This is a genomic window from Methyloversatilis sp. (assembly GCF_030696805.1).
In the GTDB taxonomy this organism is placed as follows: domain Bacteria; phylum Pseudomonadota; class Gammaproteobacteria; order Burkholderiales; family Rhodocyclaceae; genus Methyloversatilis.
Genome location: NZ_JAUYRO010000065.1, coordinates 1 through 13,849, shown reverse-complemented (window position 1 = coordinate 13,849; position 13,849 = coordinate 1). Strand labels below are relative to the sequence as shown.

The 13,849-nt window shown below is 59.3% G+C and carries 19 protein-coding genes; 9 read left to right on the top strand and 10 right to left on the bottom strand.

The features are described 5' to 3' along the window. Positions 1 to 131 precede the first annotated feature (131 nt). Positions 132 to 746 carry a glutathione S-transferase N-terminal domain-containing protein gene (locus Q8R75_RS11775; RefSeq protein WP_305625916.1) on the bottom strand — a complete coding sequence of 205 codons (615 nt, stop codon included), beginning with the start codon at positions 744 to 746 and terminating at the stop codon, positions 132 to 134. A 249-nt stretch (positions 747 to 995) separates the two neighbouring features. On the opposite strand from Q8R75_RS11775, the gene Q8R75_RS11770 reads away from it, so the two are divergent. Continuing rightward, positions 996 to 1,274 carry a type II toxin-antitoxin system ParD family antitoxin gene (locus Q8R75_RS11770; protein WP_305625917.1) on the top strand — a complete coding sequence of 93 codons (279 nt, stop codon included), beginning with the start codon at positions 996 to 998 and terminating at the stop codon, positions 1,272 to 1,274. Further along, positions 1,274 to 1,630, top strand: a complete 357-nt coding sequence (locus Q8R75_RS11765; protein ID WP_305625918.1) for a type II toxin-antitoxin system RelE/ParE family toxin — start codon at positions 1,274 to 1,276, stop codon at positions 1,628 to 1,630. Before Q8R75_RS11770 ends, Q8R75_RS11765 begins: the two co-directional genes overlap by 1 nt. Positions 1,631 to 1,683: 53 nt before the next feature. Here Q8R75_RS11765 and Q8R75_RS11760 read toward each other — a convergent pair whose 3' ends face one another. From Q8R75_RS11760 to Q8R75_RS11750, 3 genes are all read right to left on the bottom strand, one after another. After that, a complete protein-coding gene (locus Q8R75_RS11760) occupies positions 1,684 to 2,715 on the bottom strand; it encodes an alpha/beta hydrolase (RefSeq protein ID WP_305625919.1) in 1,032 nt (343 codons plus the stop codon). Between the two features lie 317 nt (positions 2,716 to 3,032). Continuing rightward, positions 3,033 to 3,305 carry a type II toxin-antitoxin system RelE/ParE family toxin gene (locus Q8R75_RS11755; protein WP_305625920.1) on the bottom strand — a complete coding sequence of 91 codons (273 nt, stop codon included), beginning with the start codon at positions 3,303 to 3,305 and terminating at the stop codon, positions 3,033 to 3,035. Between the two features lie 137 nt (positions 3,306 to 3,442). After that, complete coding sequence (locus tag Q8R75_RS11750) at positions 3,443 to 3,736, bottom strand: hypothetical protein (protein ID WP_305625921.1); 294 nt, start codon at positions 3,734 to 3,736, stop codon at positions 3,443 to 3,445. Positions 3,737 to 4,039: 303 nt separating this feature from the next. Between Q8R75_RS11750 and Q8R75_RS11745 the strand changes: the two genes are divergently transcribed. Next, positions 4,040 to 4,645: a PEP-CTERM sorting domain-containing protein gene (locus Q8R75_RS11745; RefSeq protein WP_305625922.1), complete on the top strand. Its 606-nt coding sequence runs from the start codon at positions 4,040 to 4,042 to the stop codon at positions 4,643 to 4,645. 176 nt (positions 4,646 to 4,821) lie between these two features. On the opposite strand, the gene Q8R75_RS11740 is transcribed toward Q8R75_RS11745, so the two are convergent. Further along, complete coding sequence (locus tag Q8R75_RS11740; protein ID WP_305625923.1) at positions 4,822 to 5,871, bottom strand: Fic family protein; 1,050 nt, start codon at positions 5,869 to 5,871, stop codon at positions 4,822 to 4,824. Positions 5,872 to 6,129: 258 nt separating this feature from the next. Here Q8R75_RS11740 and Q8R75_RS11735 point away from each other — a divergent pair, with 258 nt between their 5' ends. From Q8R75_RS11735 to Q8R75_RS11725, 3 genes are all read left to right on the top strand, one after another. Beyond that, the gene (locus tag Q8R75_RS11735) at positions 6,130 to 6,363 is read left to right on the top strand and encodes a type II toxin-antitoxin system Phd/YefM family antitoxin (RefSeq protein WP_305625924.1); all 234 of its coding nucleotides are present in this window, start codon (positions 6,130 to 6,132) and stop codon (positions 6,361 to 6,363) included. Next, on the top strand, positions 6,360 to 6,758 hold the full coding sequence (locus Q8R75_RS11730) for a type II toxin-antitoxin system VapC family toxin (protein WP_305625925.1): 399 nt from the start codon (positions 6,360 to 6,362) through the stop codon (positions 6,756 to 6,758). Before Q8R75_RS11735 ends, Q8R75_RS11730 begins: the two co-directional genes overlap by 4 nt. Before the next feature lie 114 nt (positions 6,759 to 6,872). After that, on the top strand, positions 6,873 to 7,244 hold the full coding sequence (locus Q8R75_RS11725) for a hypothetical protein (protein ID WP_305625926.1): 372 nt from the start codon (positions 6,873 to 6,875) through the stop codon (positions 7,242 to 7,244). Positions 7,245 to 7,496: 252 nt separating this feature from the next. Here Q8R75_RS11725 and Q8R75_RS11720 read toward each other — a convergent pair whose 3' ends face one another. Genes Q8R75_RS11720 through Q8R75_RS11710 form a run of 3 tightly spaced genes read right to left on the bottom strand, consistent with a single transcriptional unit; the run spans position 7,497 to position 8,643 of the window. Next, a complete protein-coding gene (locus Q8R75_RS11720) occupies positions 7,497 to 7,838 on the bottom strand; it encodes a type II toxin-antitoxin system RelE/ParE family toxin (protein ID WP_305625927.1) in 342 nt (113 codons plus the stop codon). Further along, a complete protein-coding gene (locus Q8R75_RS11715; RefSeq protein WP_305625928.1) occupies positions 7,838 to 8,113 on the bottom strand; it encodes a type II toxin-antitoxin system Phd/YefM family antitoxin in 276 nt (91 codons plus the stop codon). The genes Q8R75_RS11720 and Q8R75_RS11715 overlap by 1 nt, the downstream gene beginning before the upstream one ends. Before the next feature lie 26 nt (positions 8,114 to 8,139). Further along, positions 8,140 to 8,643, bottom strand: a complete 504-nt coding sequence (locus Q8R75_RS11710) for a hypothetical protein (protein WP_305663669.1) — start codon at positions 8,641 to 8,643, stop codon at positions 8,140 to 8,142. Positions 8,644 to 8,864: 221 nt separating this feature from the next. On the opposite strand from Q8R75_RS11710, the gene Q8R75_RS11705 reads away from it, so the two are divergent. The 3 genes from Q8R75_RS11705 (at position 8,865) to Q8R75_RS11695 (ending at position 9,767) form a co-directional block, all read left to right on the top strand. Further along, complete coding sequence (locus Q8R75_RS11705; protein ID WP_305625929.1) at positions 8,865 to 9,068, top strand: type II toxin-antitoxin system VapB family antitoxin; 204 nt, start codon at positions 8,865 to 8,867, stop codon at positions 9,066 to 9,068. Next, on the top strand, positions 9,065 to 9,445 hold the full coding sequence (locus tag Q8R75_RS11700) for a type II toxin-antitoxin system VapC family toxin (RefSeq protein ID WP_305625930.1): 381 nt from the start codon (positions 9,065 to 9,067) through the stop codon (positions 9,443 to 9,445). The genes Q8R75_RS11705 and Q8R75_RS11700 overlap by 4 nt, the downstream gene beginning before the upstream one ends. 85 nt (positions 9,446 to 9,530) lie before the next feature. Continuing rightward, positions 9,531 to 9,767, top strand: a complete 237-nt coding sequence (locus tag Q8R75_RS11695; RefSeq protein ID WP_305625931.1) for a DUF2442 domain-containing protein — start codon at positions 9,531 to 9,533, stop codon at positions 9,765 to 9,767. A 30-nt stretch (positions 9,768 to 9,797) separates the two neighbouring features. On the opposite strand, the gene Q8R75_RS11690 is transcribed toward Q8R75_RS11695, so the two are convergent. Both Q8R75_RS11690 and Q8R75_RS11685 read right to left on the bottom strand, forming a co-directional pair. Further along, the gene (locus Q8R75_RS11690) at positions 9,798 to 11,507 is read right to left on the bottom strand and encodes a hypothetical protein (RefSeq protein ID WP_305625932.1); all 1,710 of its coding nucleotides are present in this window, start codon (positions 11,505 to 11,507) and stop codon (positions 9,798 to 9,800) included. A 171-nt stretch (positions 11,508 to 11,678) separates the two neighbouring features. After that, a complete protein-coding gene (locus Q8R75_RS11685) occupies positions 11,679 to 12,497 on the bottom strand; it encodes a DUF2971 domain-containing protein (protein WP_305625933.1) in 819 nt (272 codons plus the stop codon). Between the last annotated feature and the right edge of the window lie 1,352 nt (positions 12,498 to 13,849).

The following is a 13,849-nucleotide window of genomic DNA, read 5'->3' as shown; positions in this document are numbered from 1 at the left end:
TGTAGCCGCCCCTCGCGCGGGGGCTCACCGCCAGCACGATCGCCCTGTCGCGACCGACGTCGCAGCCACGAACGGAAACGAAGCCCCCTGCCCCGCCCCCTCCCTCTGCCGCGCTGACGGCGAGGGTCGCTTCAGCGATATCCCTCTTCGCGCAGCACCCCCGCAACGACCGGCCGGGCGCGCATGCGTTCGTAGTGCGCTTGGCAGTTGGGCGGCAGCGCAATGCCGCAGTGGCTGGCCCAGAACTCAACGTAGAACAAGGCGGCATCGGCGATGCAGAAGTCGCCCGCGAGTTCGCGCAGGTGCGGCAGTTGAGCGTCGACGATGGCGAAGCCCTGTTCGACGATATCCCGCCCGCGCGCCTTCACCGCCTCGTGCTGCGCCGGGTCGGTGGCGAACTTGTCGGTCGCGAAGATGCGCGCGAAGCCCTGGCCGTGCAGCGTGCCGACGACGTAGTCCATCACTTCGAGCACGCGGGTTTCGCCTTCCGCGTCAGTGGGCAGCAGCTTCGACTTCGGGTGGGTGCGCGCCAGCCACCAGGCGATGGACTGGAACTCGGTCAGTGCGCTGCCATCGTCGCGCACCAGTGTCGGAATCGTGGACTTCGGATTGATTGCGACATAGTCCGGCGCGAGATGGTCGCCGGCCGGAATGCTGATGATCCAGGCCTCGAAAGGCAGTTCCAGCGTCTCGAGCAGGATGTGGATGCCGGTCGTGCACGAGCCGGGGGTCATGTAAAGCTTCATGGATCGATGCCGGAGAGTGACGGATAGCGGCATGGAAGCAAGAAGCTTGCGCGCGGCCCACGACGTAGCGGACTGATCGGGACAGACACTGCTTAACATCGACTGTCTGTCGGGCAATACGCCTTTGGGCAGGACGATGTTCCCGACAGAGCAGCCGGCCGCGCGGGAAATGTAGCCTCGTCACCGATGTCTGACAGCGCCGGACCTATGGCATAGTATGCCAACACAAAACCGATTCAGAAGATACCCATGCCCACCCGAAACGTTGTCCTGACCGACCACCAGACTCAGCTTGTGGAGCAGTTGGTCACCTCCGGGCGCTATCAGAACGCCAGCGAGGTCTTGCGCGAAGGGCTGAGACTGATCGAGCGCCGGGAGTCCGAAGACGCCATGCGCCTTGCCACATTGCGCGACGCCGCCGCGGTCGGCATGGCCGACATCGACGCGGGTCGGTTCGAGCGCTTTGACTCGGCGGACGCCCTGGCCGAACATCTCGCCGCCCTGACTTCGGCAAGCGCCCTCCCATAGTGGGCGAGCATGCCTGGACAGTTCGCCTGTCGGCAGCGGCCGAGACGGATTACCGTCACATTCTGCGCTGGACAACCCAGAACTTCGGTTCGGCGCAGGCACGGACGTATGCGGACACGCTCTCGCTGGCGCTGCAGGCACTGATTGCTGGTCCCGATGCCATCGGCGTCAGGGAACGCCCCGAAATCGGCATCGGCATCCGGTCGCTTCACGTCGCACGAAACGGCCGCAAGGGGCGACATTTCGTGATGTTCCGGATCGCCAGCAATCAAAACAGCACAGTGATCGATGTGCTACGGCTTCTTCACGACAGCATGGACCTGGAGCGATACGGCCCTTTCACCGAGAGCGACTGAATCGAACTGAGGAAATGGGGCGTTTGCCCGATTCTCTTCCGCTGCTTTCCGGACTACCTGCGGCCGGCCAGCGCCTTGTCCAGCACCCCGGTGAACACGTCGAAATTCTCGATCTGCGGCAGATGGCCCAGATCCGGCAGCTCGTACAGCACGGCGCCGGGAATCAGCGCGGCGGCCGTCTTGCCGAGCCGGTCGTAGCGCCCGGGTTCGTAATCGACGCCGGCTCTCATCCAGCCGCGACCGGGGCCGGTGCGATCGCGCGTACCGATGATCAGGCTGACCGGCACCGACAGGTCGCCGAATTCGGTCACGACCGGCTGGGTGAAGATCATGTCGTAGGTCAGCGCATTGACCCAGGCCACCTGCGCCTTGTCCGGCCCCTGGAGCTGGCCGACGAGAAAGCGGGTCAGCGCCTCGTAGCGTTCATTCCACTGGCCGGCGTAGTAATTGTCGCGCTGATATTTGGCGATGCCCGCGGCCGTCTGCGCCTGCTCGGCCTTGTAGAAGAAATCGGTGTCCTTGTACTCGGCATACTTCAGGTAGTTTTCCAGGCCGATCGGGTTCACCAGCACCAGTTGCTGCACCGCCTGCGGATACATCAACGCGAAGCGACTGGCCAGCATGCCGCCCATCGAATGCCCGATGACGACCGATCTTTCGATGCCGAGCGACTTCATCAGCGCGCGCGTGTGGCTCGCCAACACGGGAAACGAATACTGGTACTGCATCGGCTTGGACGACTTGCCGAACCCGATCTGGTCGGGAATCAGTACGCCATAGCCCTGCTTCCGCAGATGGCGGGCGGTGGAAGCCCAGTAATCGGCGTTGAAATTCTTGCCGTGCAGCAGCGTGACCACCGGCTTGCCGGCCTCGCCCGGAAGAAAGATGTACGCCATTTCCAGCGACTGGCCCTGCGACGCGATCGGGAAGAACTTCACCCCGAACGCGTATTCGTAGCCGGTCAGCCGGGCATCGTAGGACAGCTTCGAAAGGTCTTTAACCGCAGAGTCTTCAGCCGCTCGCGCAGGAAGGCAGAGCGGCAGCAGCACCGCACACAGCAGGACACTCAGACGTAGCAGGGACACGGCATTCTCCGGATGGGGCAGGCAGACCGACGGTCGACGCGGGGCGGCCGCCGCGGTTCCGGAGGCAGGGTACCTTTTTCGCGTGACGGGACCGTGCTCGTATCCTGCCGGTGCGCTCGAAGGGAACCGCTTCTCTGGTCACCAGCGGTAACTCGCGCCACGCGCCTGATGTCGGGCATCGCTGCGCTCACCCAAAGGTACGCGTTTTGCACGCTTCTGTTCGGGCTCATGTTGGGCATCGCTGCGCTCACCCCAACCTACGGGCTGGATCCGCAAGCAGTCTTGCCAAATATTGCGAAGCCCTCTAGTCGTGGGGGTCACAACCCGCGCGCAGGGACGAAGCCACAGCGCTCAATCGGCGTAACCGCCGTCGCGCTGCTCTGTCTCGCCGCCGGCACAATCGCCATGTCGCGACGGGCGTCATAGTCATGCAGGGACATGTAACCCGTCCGGCCGTGCGAAATCACCAACTCGCGCAAACCGTGTTCGGCCTTGCGGCAGATCGACGGATGCTGACGCAACAGCGCGAGACCTGACTGCAGCAAGGGCAGCGTTTCGGCGGCCGTCGCCGGGGCGACCGCTTGCAGCATACATTCGGTCAGCCGTTCCAGATCGGCCCGCGCGCGCGGCGCCGGAGTGCGCGCGTGTTTCCGTCTCGCGTGGCCCCGCCAGATCGGCCCGCGCGCGCGGCGCCGGAACCAGACGTGTGCTCAATGCAGGTCGCTGCTCAGATCGCCAACAAGTCCGACTTGGATGTGGGTTTGCGAGCGGGTCGACCGTCGGCGCGCGCCTTCAGGTAATCGAACACTTCGTCGGCATCCAGCACGAGGCCGTCGCGCGCAACCTCCTCGCGGGCCAGCAGCGCGTCGGCCACAAAGGCACTGCGCCGTTCTGCGAGATCGGTCTGCAGTTCGAGCGCCTCGACCATGAAGGCGTGCGCGGTCTTGCCTCTCTGCTGTGCCGCCGACGCGATGCGCGCCCTGAGTTCGTCGGACAGCTTGAGCGTTGTGGTGCGCGTCATCGTCGGCACTCTCCGGTAGAGGTGAAACCATGGTTGCACCGCCGCAGCATCGGCAGTGCGGGCTGCCGGCATCGCCGGATATGTTGGAAAGTCCCCTGTGACCACCACTTCTTCTCCACCCAGGCTGTCTCCCGAAACCCGGACAACCGTCGGAATTCCTTACACCTGAAAGAGGCGACTCGCATAAATGACTGTTCCATATGGATATCGTCTTTGGTGCAGTACTTGCTACATGCTGTCTCGCGCATTCCTTATTCCACCTCGATGGGCTTCACGATTTCTCACCAGACCTGGACAACAGTCATGCTCTCCTTCAAGAAGCTCGCATTTACCTCGGCTCTGCTTGTCAGTTGCAGCCTGGCGCAAGCAGCGAACCCGACCGTCACCTACGAATTCACCGAGTCCTTCGTCGGTAGCGTCACCTACAACCTGAACACTTTTCCCTTTGAACGCTACGAAGACTTCGTCCTCGTGGCGGATGGCAGCAATCTGCCGTCGATGCTACAAAGCGCGACGCAACACACCTTTACGCCTTTCTACGCTCCGGCGTCGGGTCAGACCTACTGCTACGACGAAGGCGGTTGCGTGCTGACCGGCGGCAACGCCCATGGCAGCTACACGGGCCTTTACTGGGTCGACTATTTCCGCCGCACCGCCGAGAGCGGCGAAGTGTATGAATACGAGGGCAGTTTCGAATACACAGGCGGAACCGGTGTGTTCGCGGGCATCACGGGTGGCGGCACCTTCATCGGCCGCGAAGCCTATCCCTCGCCCTTTGATCAAGTCCTCAGCAAGACCGTGCAGGGCAGCTTTTCACTGCCGGTGCCCGAGCCGGAAACCTGGGGAATGATGGTGGCCGGACTGTTCCTCGTTGCCGGCATGTCGCGCCGCGCGCGGATGCCGGCCTGACGTCGCCCCGACGTCAGCCATCGAGGGGCCGCAGCAAGGCCCCTCGATCACGTCCGCTCAGACGTAGCAGTGTTCCACCACGGACCGATGGGGCTAATGGGGTCTGACCCGAAGGCGCCAAGTCAAGCCGGTTCAGCGGAAACGTCGTTGATGAAATAGGAACCGATCGGGTCGAATCACTTCAACCCGTACCACACACCGCGTCCGCTGCCGTGCTGCTCCAGATGGTTGCGCTTGGTCAGGTCGCGGAAGTGTTGCTTCAAGGTGTTGCGGCTGGCTCCGGTCAGCTTGATCGCATCCATCATCGTGACGCGCCCGTGCTCACGGGCGAATTCCACGATCTGCAGTGACAGCTCAGGCAGTGCGGCCAGCACGATCTTTTCGCGCTCGACCTTCTTCTCCAGACGGCGAACCTGCTCGGCCAGCGAGCGCAAGAAGAACAGCAGCCACGGCTGCCAGTCGGGGGCCTTGGTGCGGATGGTGCCCTGTGTCTGGCGCAGCGCGAGGTAATAGGCTTCCTTGTTCAGCTCAATCACACTTTCCAGCGAACTGTACGGCACATAGGCGTAGCCCGCCTGGATCAGCAGCAGGGTGGTCAGCGCCCGGCTCAAACGCCCGTTGCCATCCTGAAAGGGGTGAATTTCCAGAAAAACCACCACGAAGATCGCGATGATCAACAACAGGTGCAGATGCCTCTTCCCCCGTTCATCGTTCACCCACGACGCCAATTCGGCCATCAACCGTGGCGTGTCGAACGGCGTGGCGGTCTCGAAGACAATCCCGATCTGTGTCCCGCCTTCATCGAAGGCGGCGACGCTGTTCGAATGGGTCTTGTACTGCCCCCGGTGGCGCGCATCCTTTTCGCTGTGGCGCAGCAGGATCTGGTGCAATTGCTTGATGTGGTTCTCGTTGAAGGGGATGTCCTGCCACGAGCTGAACACCAGGTCCATCAGCTCAGCGTAACCGGCCACCTCCTGCTCGTCGCGGGTGTCGAAGGACTGAATGGCCAGATTGGACAGCAGGCGCTCCACCTCGCGGTCAGTCAGCTTGCTGCCTTCGATGCGGGTGGACGAGCCGATGCTTTCGATGGTCGCCACCCGCCGCAACGCCGAAAGACGCTCGGGCGCGAGCGTTCCCAAGGCCCGCCATGCGCCCTTGAATTCGTCGATCCGGGCAATCAGGCTGAGGATTTCGGGTGTGATCAGGAGGCTGTCTGAACGGAGCATGTGACCAATACTACGCCCATTTACACCCATTTCTAAGCCATGCCGCAGGGGAATGGGTGTTAATGGACCAACTCTTGGCTTGCTCTGAATCGAACGCACTACGCGCTGACTTCGTCCGGGTCGAGACATGGGTAAAAGTCCGTGGCCCAGGCGGGTTCGGCCGCTCGACCCCTGACAGTTACACCCGCGTCCTTGTCTTGGACACAATCCGCACCTACCATGACTATGGTTCCATGACTATGACCAGAAAGAGGCGAGATGAGTACCGAAGTATCCAAATCGCAGTTCAAGGCGCGCGCGCTGGAATACTTCCGCGACGTGGAACGCAGCGGCGAACCCCTCATCGTGACCGACCGCGGCGAACCGCGGCTGGAAGTACGCCGCTTCACACCGCAGGAGCGCTCGCCGCTGGACATCCTGCGCGGCTCCGTGCTGCGTTACGACCAACCGACCGAATCGGTCGGTGAGGACGACTGGGACGCCGCGCGATGATCGTGCTCGATACTCACGCGCTGCTGTGGTGGGCCAATGGCGAACGCGCGCAGTTGTCCGCCGCCGCGGCGTCGGCCATCGACGCCGAAATGGACGGCGGTCAGATCCTCGTTTCAAGCATGTCGGCCTGGGAACTGGCCATGCTGGTCGAGCGCGGGCGCGTCGCGCTGTCGATGGACATCGCATCCTGGCTGGACACCCTCAGCCGGATCGACGCGGTGCAGATGGTGCCGGTGGACAGCGAAATTGCCGTGAAGAGTGTGCAACTGCCGGGCGACTTCCACAAGGATCCGGCCGACCGCATCATCGTCGCCACCGCGCGCAAGTTCGCCGCACCACTGGTCAGCGCCGACGAAAAGATCAGGAGCTACCCGCATGTGCGGGCGATCTGGTGAAACGCGGAAAGGGGTAGCGAGTGCCCGACCTTGAGCGGCAACAAGGCGCGCTGCGCGCTTGAATCACCTGCAACAATGTATCGACTATGCACACGCCCCTTCAGGATCGACGCCATGGTTTCCACCGCCTTTTCAGACGTGCTCGAATCGGTGCGCGAAGTCGGCACATCGCGCTTTTCAGCCGCGAACGTCGCCCATGTCATGGGTCTGCAGTTCCAGGATCTCGCCGAACTGGCGAAAGTCCACCGCAACACGCTGCGTACCCACCCGGAGTCACCGCGGCTCCAGTCCGCGCTGCGCGACCTGATGCGCGTGCTGTCTGCCGCGGCAGCCGTGCAACCGGACCCGCAACGGGCGATCTTCCTCATCAAGAATGAACCCATCCCCGCGTTCCGCCACAAGACGCTGCTGCAACTGGTGCAGGAAGGCCGGACCGAAGACGCGATTGCCTATCTGGAGTCGATCAGCGCGGGTTTCGTCGGTTGATTCTTGTCGATCTGCCGCCCGGCACCCCGCTGTTCCGGGCGCACACCCCGCAATGGGCCAGCCGGCCTACCAGCGGCGCGGGCGCCGCACTGAGAGGCGGGCGCTTCAACCGCGAAGGTGTCGAGGCCCTGTAACTGTCGCTGGACGAAGTGACCGCGCTGCGGGAGTACCCGCAGACCTCTGCCGCCCTGCACCCTCTGCTCACTATTGTTGTATTCGCTCTCTTCGACTACTGGCGTGGGGTGCCGTGGGTCAAGCGCCAAGCAGGCGGCGGGCCAGCACTGATTGCATATCACGGCATCCGTCAGCAATCAGGTAGATGATCACTTGATTGCCTGTGATGCGGTAGATCACGCGGTACGGCTTGAAGAAGGTCTGCCGATATTCCTTGATGCCGAGGCCAACCAATTCCTTCGGGTAGCTGCCGCGCTCCGGAAATTTCGACAGGCTCTCCACAACCGCCATCAACTCATCCAGCACGTAGTTGGCGTTGGCCACACAGTCAAATTCGGCGATGTAGTCGTGGATGGCCTCCAGGTCCTGCTGCGCACCTTCGGTGAGCAGGACCTCGAACCTGACAGGTGCGCCAGCCATCAGGCCGCGGCTCGTTTCGCGCGCAGACGGGCGACAACATCAGCAACGGACTTGACCTTGCCAGCGGCGACATCCTGGTTGCCCAGTGCCAGGATTTTCAGCAAAGCCAGCGTCTCTTGAGTCTCCTCGAACGAGGCTATGTCCTGCAGGACAGCCTTGGCTTCACCGTTCTGGGTGATGACCAGGGGCTGACGCTGCTCTGCGAGGTTTGTCAGGACCTCGGCCGCGTTGGCCTTGAGGTAGCTGATCGGCTTGACTTGAGATGAGTAGCGCATGGCCGTACTCCGGATTTGATCAAGACTTAATATAGTCTTTTTATGGTCCTGTTTAAAGATGCCGGAACGGGATGGAGTGAATCGCCCCGGGTTTTCCAGACGGTTCTGCTGTTCAACATGTACAGCCGTTCGAAGGCTACCGGGGATGGCGGGTTGGTGTATCCGTGGCGGCGCTTCACGTTGCAGAGCATCTCGATGTCGTCGAATGCATCGGCACGAGCGTCAGCGCGCGACCGATAGATCCGGCGCTTGATCCGCCCGGGCTTCAGCAGCTCCGGAGTCATCCCCGCCGCCCCCCCCCCCGGCGGATCAAGGCACTTCCGGAGCGGCCCGATTACCGTCAGGCCCTCACCTTCATGGATGACACGAGAGGCGTCGCAAGGCCGGATCGCAGGATGGGCAGCTTCCCGGCTGCCGTCGCCGGAGCATCGGCCACGAAGGCACTGCGCGGTCTTGCCCGACTGCTGCGCCGCCGAGGCGATGCGCACCTTGAGTTCGTCGGACAGCTTGAGCGTTGTGGTGCCCGGCATTATCGGTACGCCTGGCAGACATGACACCGTGGCGCCACCCACGCGCCCGCGTCAGCGCGAGCGGCTGGCAGTGCCGGGGAACGTTGCTGCGTCCCCTGTTGTTCGCCCTATTGTTCGGAAGAGTCGGGGGTCTATCCCCAGTTTCGGACTTCATGCACCTTGCGAAACACATCCGGATTGGCGCACCATGACATCAAATCCGATGCAAACAAGGACATCCCATGCGAACGACCGTGACGATAGACGACGCGCTGTACGAGCGGGCGCTTGAAGTGGCCGATCCGTCCATGGACAAGGCCGACCTGTTCCGCGAAGCGATCAAGACCTACGTCAGGGTGCAGTCGGCCAGACGGCTTGCCGCGCTGGGCGCAACCCAGCCCGACATGCCGGACATCCCGCGCGCGCGGGCTGGCGCCCCCCAGTGAGCGGAATCCTTGTCGATACCTCGGTGTGGGTGGATCACTTCCGGCACGGTAACGACACGCTCATCCAGCTTCTGGATCGAGACCTCGTACTGATCCACCCGCTGATCATCGGCGAACTGGCCTGCGGCACCCCACCGAGCCGCGCGCAAACACTGACCGACCTCGCCAGCCTGCAGCCCGCCCGTCAGGCCAGTGCGGCCGAAGTGCTGGCTTTCATCGACCGCGAACATCTGTTCGGCCTCGGCTGCGGCATCGTGGACATGCACCTGCTCGCCTCCACCCTGATCACGCAAGGCGCCAGATTATGGACACTGGACAAGCGACTCGACATGCTGGCGGAACGGTTCGGCGTGGCCCATCGGATGGGAGCGCACTGAGTGATCGGGCAGGAGGAACAATTCTCTTCGAATAATCGCCAATGCCGTTACGTTACCAGCCGATTGAGTCTTATGCGGAGCGGAAATGTTGCTACGTCCCTTATTGCTCACCTTCATGGATGACACGAAAGGAGTCGCCGATTTTTCGGCGATTCTGACTGCCGCGGAATGCGGCGTCTTCGAAGCGCTCAAGGACCAGGCCTGTTTCGATCAGGCATGCCTGCATCTTGGTGTGGTGACCTGGCCCAACGGAGCGGATATGGACCCGGCGTGGATGTATGAGCAGATTCGGGGAAATAAATTGCGGTCTGTCCCCTTTTAACCCTTGATTCGTATGGGTGCGGAAATGTTTCTACGTACCCTCTTGCTCCGATGGTTCGACCAAGTGGCTCAGTTTTGAATCGGAGAATACTCTCTTGATAAGCTTTCCAAGCCGGCCTGACGTGGAATCTTGAGCGATATTCTTGCAAGCTTCTGAAAATCGATCTGTAGCATCGCCGAAGTGCTCGCGATAGCCGCCTGGCTGCATAGTCATTTCTAGCATGCGTCGCATGAACAGGCGCAGTCTCCGTATGTCGATCGTCTTGATTGTCGCCTCGAAGTCCTCCACGGTCGCACTCTTCATAACCATTTCATGTCGCATGCTCCAACCGCTGTTCTTGGCGATGAACTCGCATGCGTCGAACAACGTCAACTTGGCCTGCGTATTGGCCCTTATGGCATCAAATTCCACTTTGATTGCGGGATGCACCTTCCGACCGAACGTATTCTCGTCATCGAATTCGTCGTAGTCCTTGGCCTTGAACGCCGCGATCCAGCGATCCAACATGTCTTTTGCTATGCCATCCCCGTCGGGCAGTTCCTCGACGGCGTCATGAAAGGAAGTGAAGTTGTAAACGTCGATGAGATGAACCCGCGTGGAAAGAGCTTTGGCTTCGTCAAGTAAGTCGGATTCGGTCAGCCGATGATCCCAAATCAATCGTTCCGTGAACTTGCTGAAATCATACCGAGCAGCCATGGCATCGTTTTCCGCTGCATATCGGTCGACGATTGCGGTAACCGCAGTAGAATCGAACAGACCCGATTGCATGAACTCGATCACAAGCAACTCAAAGTCGTCGCAGCCATTAATGCCAAGCTCGTTGAGCAAGAGCGCCCACTTCGCCTTACGCTTACTCTCCTCATCCTCCGCCTTGTCGGTATCAAAAAAAACACTCCAATCGTTGGGGGTTCCCTGAGACAGAACGAAAGCGGAGTCGGGGCCGTCCTCGATTCCCTTGTAGTGAATGGCAGCCAGCAGAACGGTCGAGGGTACAACCCGCGACAACAGCGCTTCTGACAAATCCGTCCTATTCCCGAGGATGCGATTCACCGCCTTTATGACCTTTCGAATGTTCCGGATATTTGTAAGTCCGCACCGTTCAGCGGCAGCACGTATGCTCTCCCCGTATGGAGACGGGACCAGTCCAATGGCAATTCCAAAGGCCTCTGCAGTTGACGTATTAAGGCGAATCTCTTGGTCGACAACCTTTTCGCGAAGCGTGTCCCAAACCCTGCGGTCTTCAAGTTGGTCGCTGTTGAGGATAAGAACGAATCGAGCCCCGTGCTGCTGGGTGAATTCGTCGATGAAGCCCAGTACTTCGTCGATACTGAGCTTGTCGTGCTTGCGCTCTATGTCATCCAGAACGATGACCTTGTCCTTGAGTAGGCTCGGCACCGCAAGTAGTGCGAGCTCATCTAACGCAGAGAATCCTTTGTGCAGCGAAGTGAGCACCTTCCTGGCACCTTCCATCCCGACCCGCACCCTTTCCCATGTTGCAAGGTGCTTCTCCGCGCTGGGAAGCGCGCTCTGCAAGACTTTGAGCTTGACCTGACTCATGTCGCGCAGACCGAAGAGCGAAACATAAAGGGCGCTCTTTACAGCTTCGTTGTTCGATCCTGCCTTTATATCGCGCCAAAGGTGGCTCTTTCCTGTGCCCCACGTGCCTGATAAGGCAAGCACCTTGTTGTCCGGATCCGCGAGCAACTGAATCAATTGGTCCTTGGTGGTTCTTAATGTCATATATTGCCTACGAGTTCTACCCATTGAGTCGACCAAGCATAAGTCGGCGTACGTTACGCACGCGAGCAGCAAAGCACATCTTGACCGCAGGCGACCGTTGAAGATGCTCGTTGATTTTGGCGTGCCGATGCATACCCGCAGGAAACAAGGTCTGACGCCTATTAAGTGCTTCTAAGGAGCAAGGTTTCCTAGCCGCGGGTGCCCGGGGACATGAATCCCGTACTTCCGCGGATATTCTTCGGCTCGAAAAATCCGCAAGTTCGGCATAAAAGACTCCGCGAGAGCAGCCACCACCGCTTGCAGCCTATTGAAATCATCGAGTGGCATCTTTACACCGCATATTATCGACCTCAAAATATCGTCTCTGCGATACTTGAAAATACCAGGTCCACGTATTTGATCAACAACCCGCTCCTCCGCCTCATAAGCCCAATCCAAGCTTTTTGTCAAGAGAATCTTTTCCACGAGGTCATGTGGGTTAGAAAACATTTCAACATGGGGGCGATTTTCAGAATACCTTACTGGAAAGGGCGTAAGACGATCACGCGCGAATTTCGCTTCCTCTTCCCTTCCCCTCAGAGGTATTCTAAATTCCAAAACAAATCCACGATGGAAATCTGCATAATGCGACCACATCAATGTGTTCAGCGCATCAGTACTTAACGAGACAACTCCAACACCAACCAGTAGATCTGTGATCCACTTGCCTGACTCAACCCTATCTTTCAGTCTCTTGAGAATTACCGACTTGCTCATTATTCTCTTTGCCGGAGACAGTCCAAGCTCCTGGCCGACCTTACGATAAAGATCAGGGCGCTTAGCTGAGATATCGAGTGCGCTGTTTGGACAGACGTATGGCCTACAGTCAAATGGGTCGTTGAAAGCGAGCGGACAGGTAAAGCTTATTGAACCTTCGACAATCGTTTTAATCGAATTTTCATTAAACGGAAGATACTTGTACCGATAAACAACATTCTCCTCCAAGAACATATAACCACCGTGTCGAGAATCGAAAAACCCGCCCTATGAATGAAAATCAAAAGCCGGCTTTCGCCGGCTTTTGATGTTCGTAGATTCTCATTAGAGACGAGAAGGCCTATTGAGTCATTTCAGTGGCTTATCGTCATCCGTCTCACTTCAGGAAGACACGTCGTCTCACTAGAGACAAGAACAGCGCCCATTCGTCTCATTAGAGACGAGATTTCCCTACAACGCCCAATTTAGCCCACCCAAAGCTCTGAATTACAAAGGAATTCATGAAGTTGATGTTGGGGGCGCGCCCGGCTTTGCTACACTGGAAATGAACCCGACCCGCTTCTCCTCCAGCGCGATAGCGCTCTCTCCCGTACGAACCCCTGACGGGGCTCCCATCCCAGACTTGTATTCATTGAAGGCATCTCTCCCAAACAGCGAGGAATCACTTAGCTTCCGAGCTATTCACGTGCCGGCCTCACTCTTGCCAAGCTTGAACAAAGCATCTCAAGTGTCACCTGCTCTACTGAATATTGAGTCGCTCAATTTCAATGGGCGCTACAGCCAGGCATTACCGGGATCGCCTCGTTATTTGCTGACTGGAGTGACCACTGACGGCAAACTTGAGCAGAACATCCCGCTTCCGCTCAAGCGCCGAGCTCGCGCATTCTGTTTTGGTGGAACCCTGGGAGCCTCGGTGGGTGTGGTCCTCTTGGCCGTTGGGTTCCCGTGGCTCGGGGCCAGCGCGCTTATCCTCGGCACGCATGCTCTGCGCACCGCGTGGCAAGCTCCAGGCTGAGGTTTGCAACTTACCCAGTTAAGCTTCGTCAGCTAAACTGATAGACTTTGAACTCCCTTCGGGAGGTGCAAATGTTTGGAAAGTTGTTATGCTATTTTGGCTTCCACCGAATCGAAGATGTTTTGATATCTTCCAACAGTGAGCTCACCTGCTGGCAGATGAAGTGTGTTCGACGCAGTTGCCGAAAAGTCGGCGGTGCCGTGCGATATGATGCGACACCGTAATTGCCAGCCCCGATTGTATCGACCGCTGATCTCCCCGGTTCATGTCATTTGGCCCTATTGGCCAAATGACATATCGCATTACTCAAAGTTGAGCCCAAATTCCATTGCAGCTCTTAAGGCTCCCGGATAATCCGGCAAAGGCACGTAGCACTCTGCCTTTAATTTCAATTTTGCACGATCGAAGAGCACAACGGCTCTCCCTGTATCCCCCTGAGTCAGACTAGTTGTCGCCTCGTTAGAATCATCAACCCGGGGGCGATAGTGGAAGAAACAAAGTGGCGAGATACGGACAAGCTTTCAAGGACAAAGCTGTTGGGCGGCTGTTGCCGCCGGAGAGTGCATCACTG

Excerpts from the sequence above, each read along its gene's own strand:
- Q8R75_RS11775 (WP_305625916.1), bottom strand. The coding sequence starts at position 746 with ATGAAGCTTTACATGACCCCCGGCTCGTGCACGACCGGCATCCACATC.
- Q8R75_RS11770 (WP_305625917.1), top strand. The coding sequence starts at position 996 with ATGCCCACCCGAAACGTTGTCCTGACCGACCACCAGACTCAGCTTGTG.
- Q8R75_RS11755 (WP_305625920.1), bottom strand. The coding sequence starts at position 3,305 with ATGCTGCAAGCGGTCGCCCCGGCGACGGCCGCCGAAACGCTGCCCTTG.
- Q8R75_RS11750 (WP_305625921.1), bottom strand. The coding sequence starts at position 3,736 with ATGACGCGCACCACAACGCTCAAGCTGTCCGACGAACTCAGGGCGCGC.
- Q8R75_RS11745 (WP_305625922.1), top strand. The coding sequence starts at position 4,040 with ATGCTCTCCTTCAAGAAGCTCGCATTTACCTCGGCTCTGCTTGTCAGT.
- Q8R75_RS11740 (WP_305625923.1), bottom strand. The coding sequence starts at position 5,871 with ATGCTCCGTTCAGACAGCCTCCTGATCACACCCGAAATCCTCAGCCTG.
- Q8R75_RS11735 (WP_305625924.1), top strand. The coding sequence starts at position 6,130 with ATGAGTACCGAAGTATCCAAATCGCAGTTCAAGGCGCGCGCGCTGGAA.
- Q8R75_RS11730 (WP_305625925.1), top strand. The coding sequence starts at position 6,360 with ATGATCGTGCTCGATACTCACGCGCTGCTGTGGTGGGCCAATGGCGAA.
- Q8R75_RS11725 (WP_305625926.1), top strand. The coding sequence starts at position 6,873 with ATGGTTTCCACCGCCTTTTCAGACGTGCTCGAATCGGTGCGCGAAGTC.
- Q8R75_RS11720 (WP_305625927.1), bottom strand. The coding sequence starts at position 7,838 with ATGGCTGGCGCACCTGTCAGGTTCGAGGTCCTGCTCACCGAAGGTGCG.
- Q8R75_RS11715 (WP_305625928.1), bottom strand. The coding sequence starts at position 8,113 with ATGCGCTACTCATCTCAAGTCAAGCCGATCAGCTACCTCAAGGCCAAC.
- Q8R75_RS11710 (WP_305663669.1), bottom strand. The coding sequence starts at position 8,643 with ATGCCGGGCACCACAACGCTCAAGCTGTCCGACGAACTCAAGGTGCGC.
- Q8R75_RS11705 (WP_305625929.1), top strand. The coding sequence starts at position 8,865 with ATGCGAACGACCGTGACGATAGACGACGCGCTGTACGAGCGGGCGCTT.
- Q8R75_RS11695 (WP_305625931.1), top strand. The coding sequence starts at position 9,531 with ATGTTGCTACGTCCCTTATTGCTCACCTTCATGGATGACACGAAAGGA.
- Q8R75_RS11690 (WP_305625932.1), bottom strand. The coding sequence starts at position 11,507 with ATGACATTAAGAACCACCAAGGACCAATTGATTCAGTTGCTCGCGGAT.
- Q8R75_RS11685 (WP_305625933.1), bottom strand. The coding sequence starts at position 12,497 with ATGTTCTTGGAGGAGAATGTTGTTTATCGGTACAAGTATCTTCCGTTT.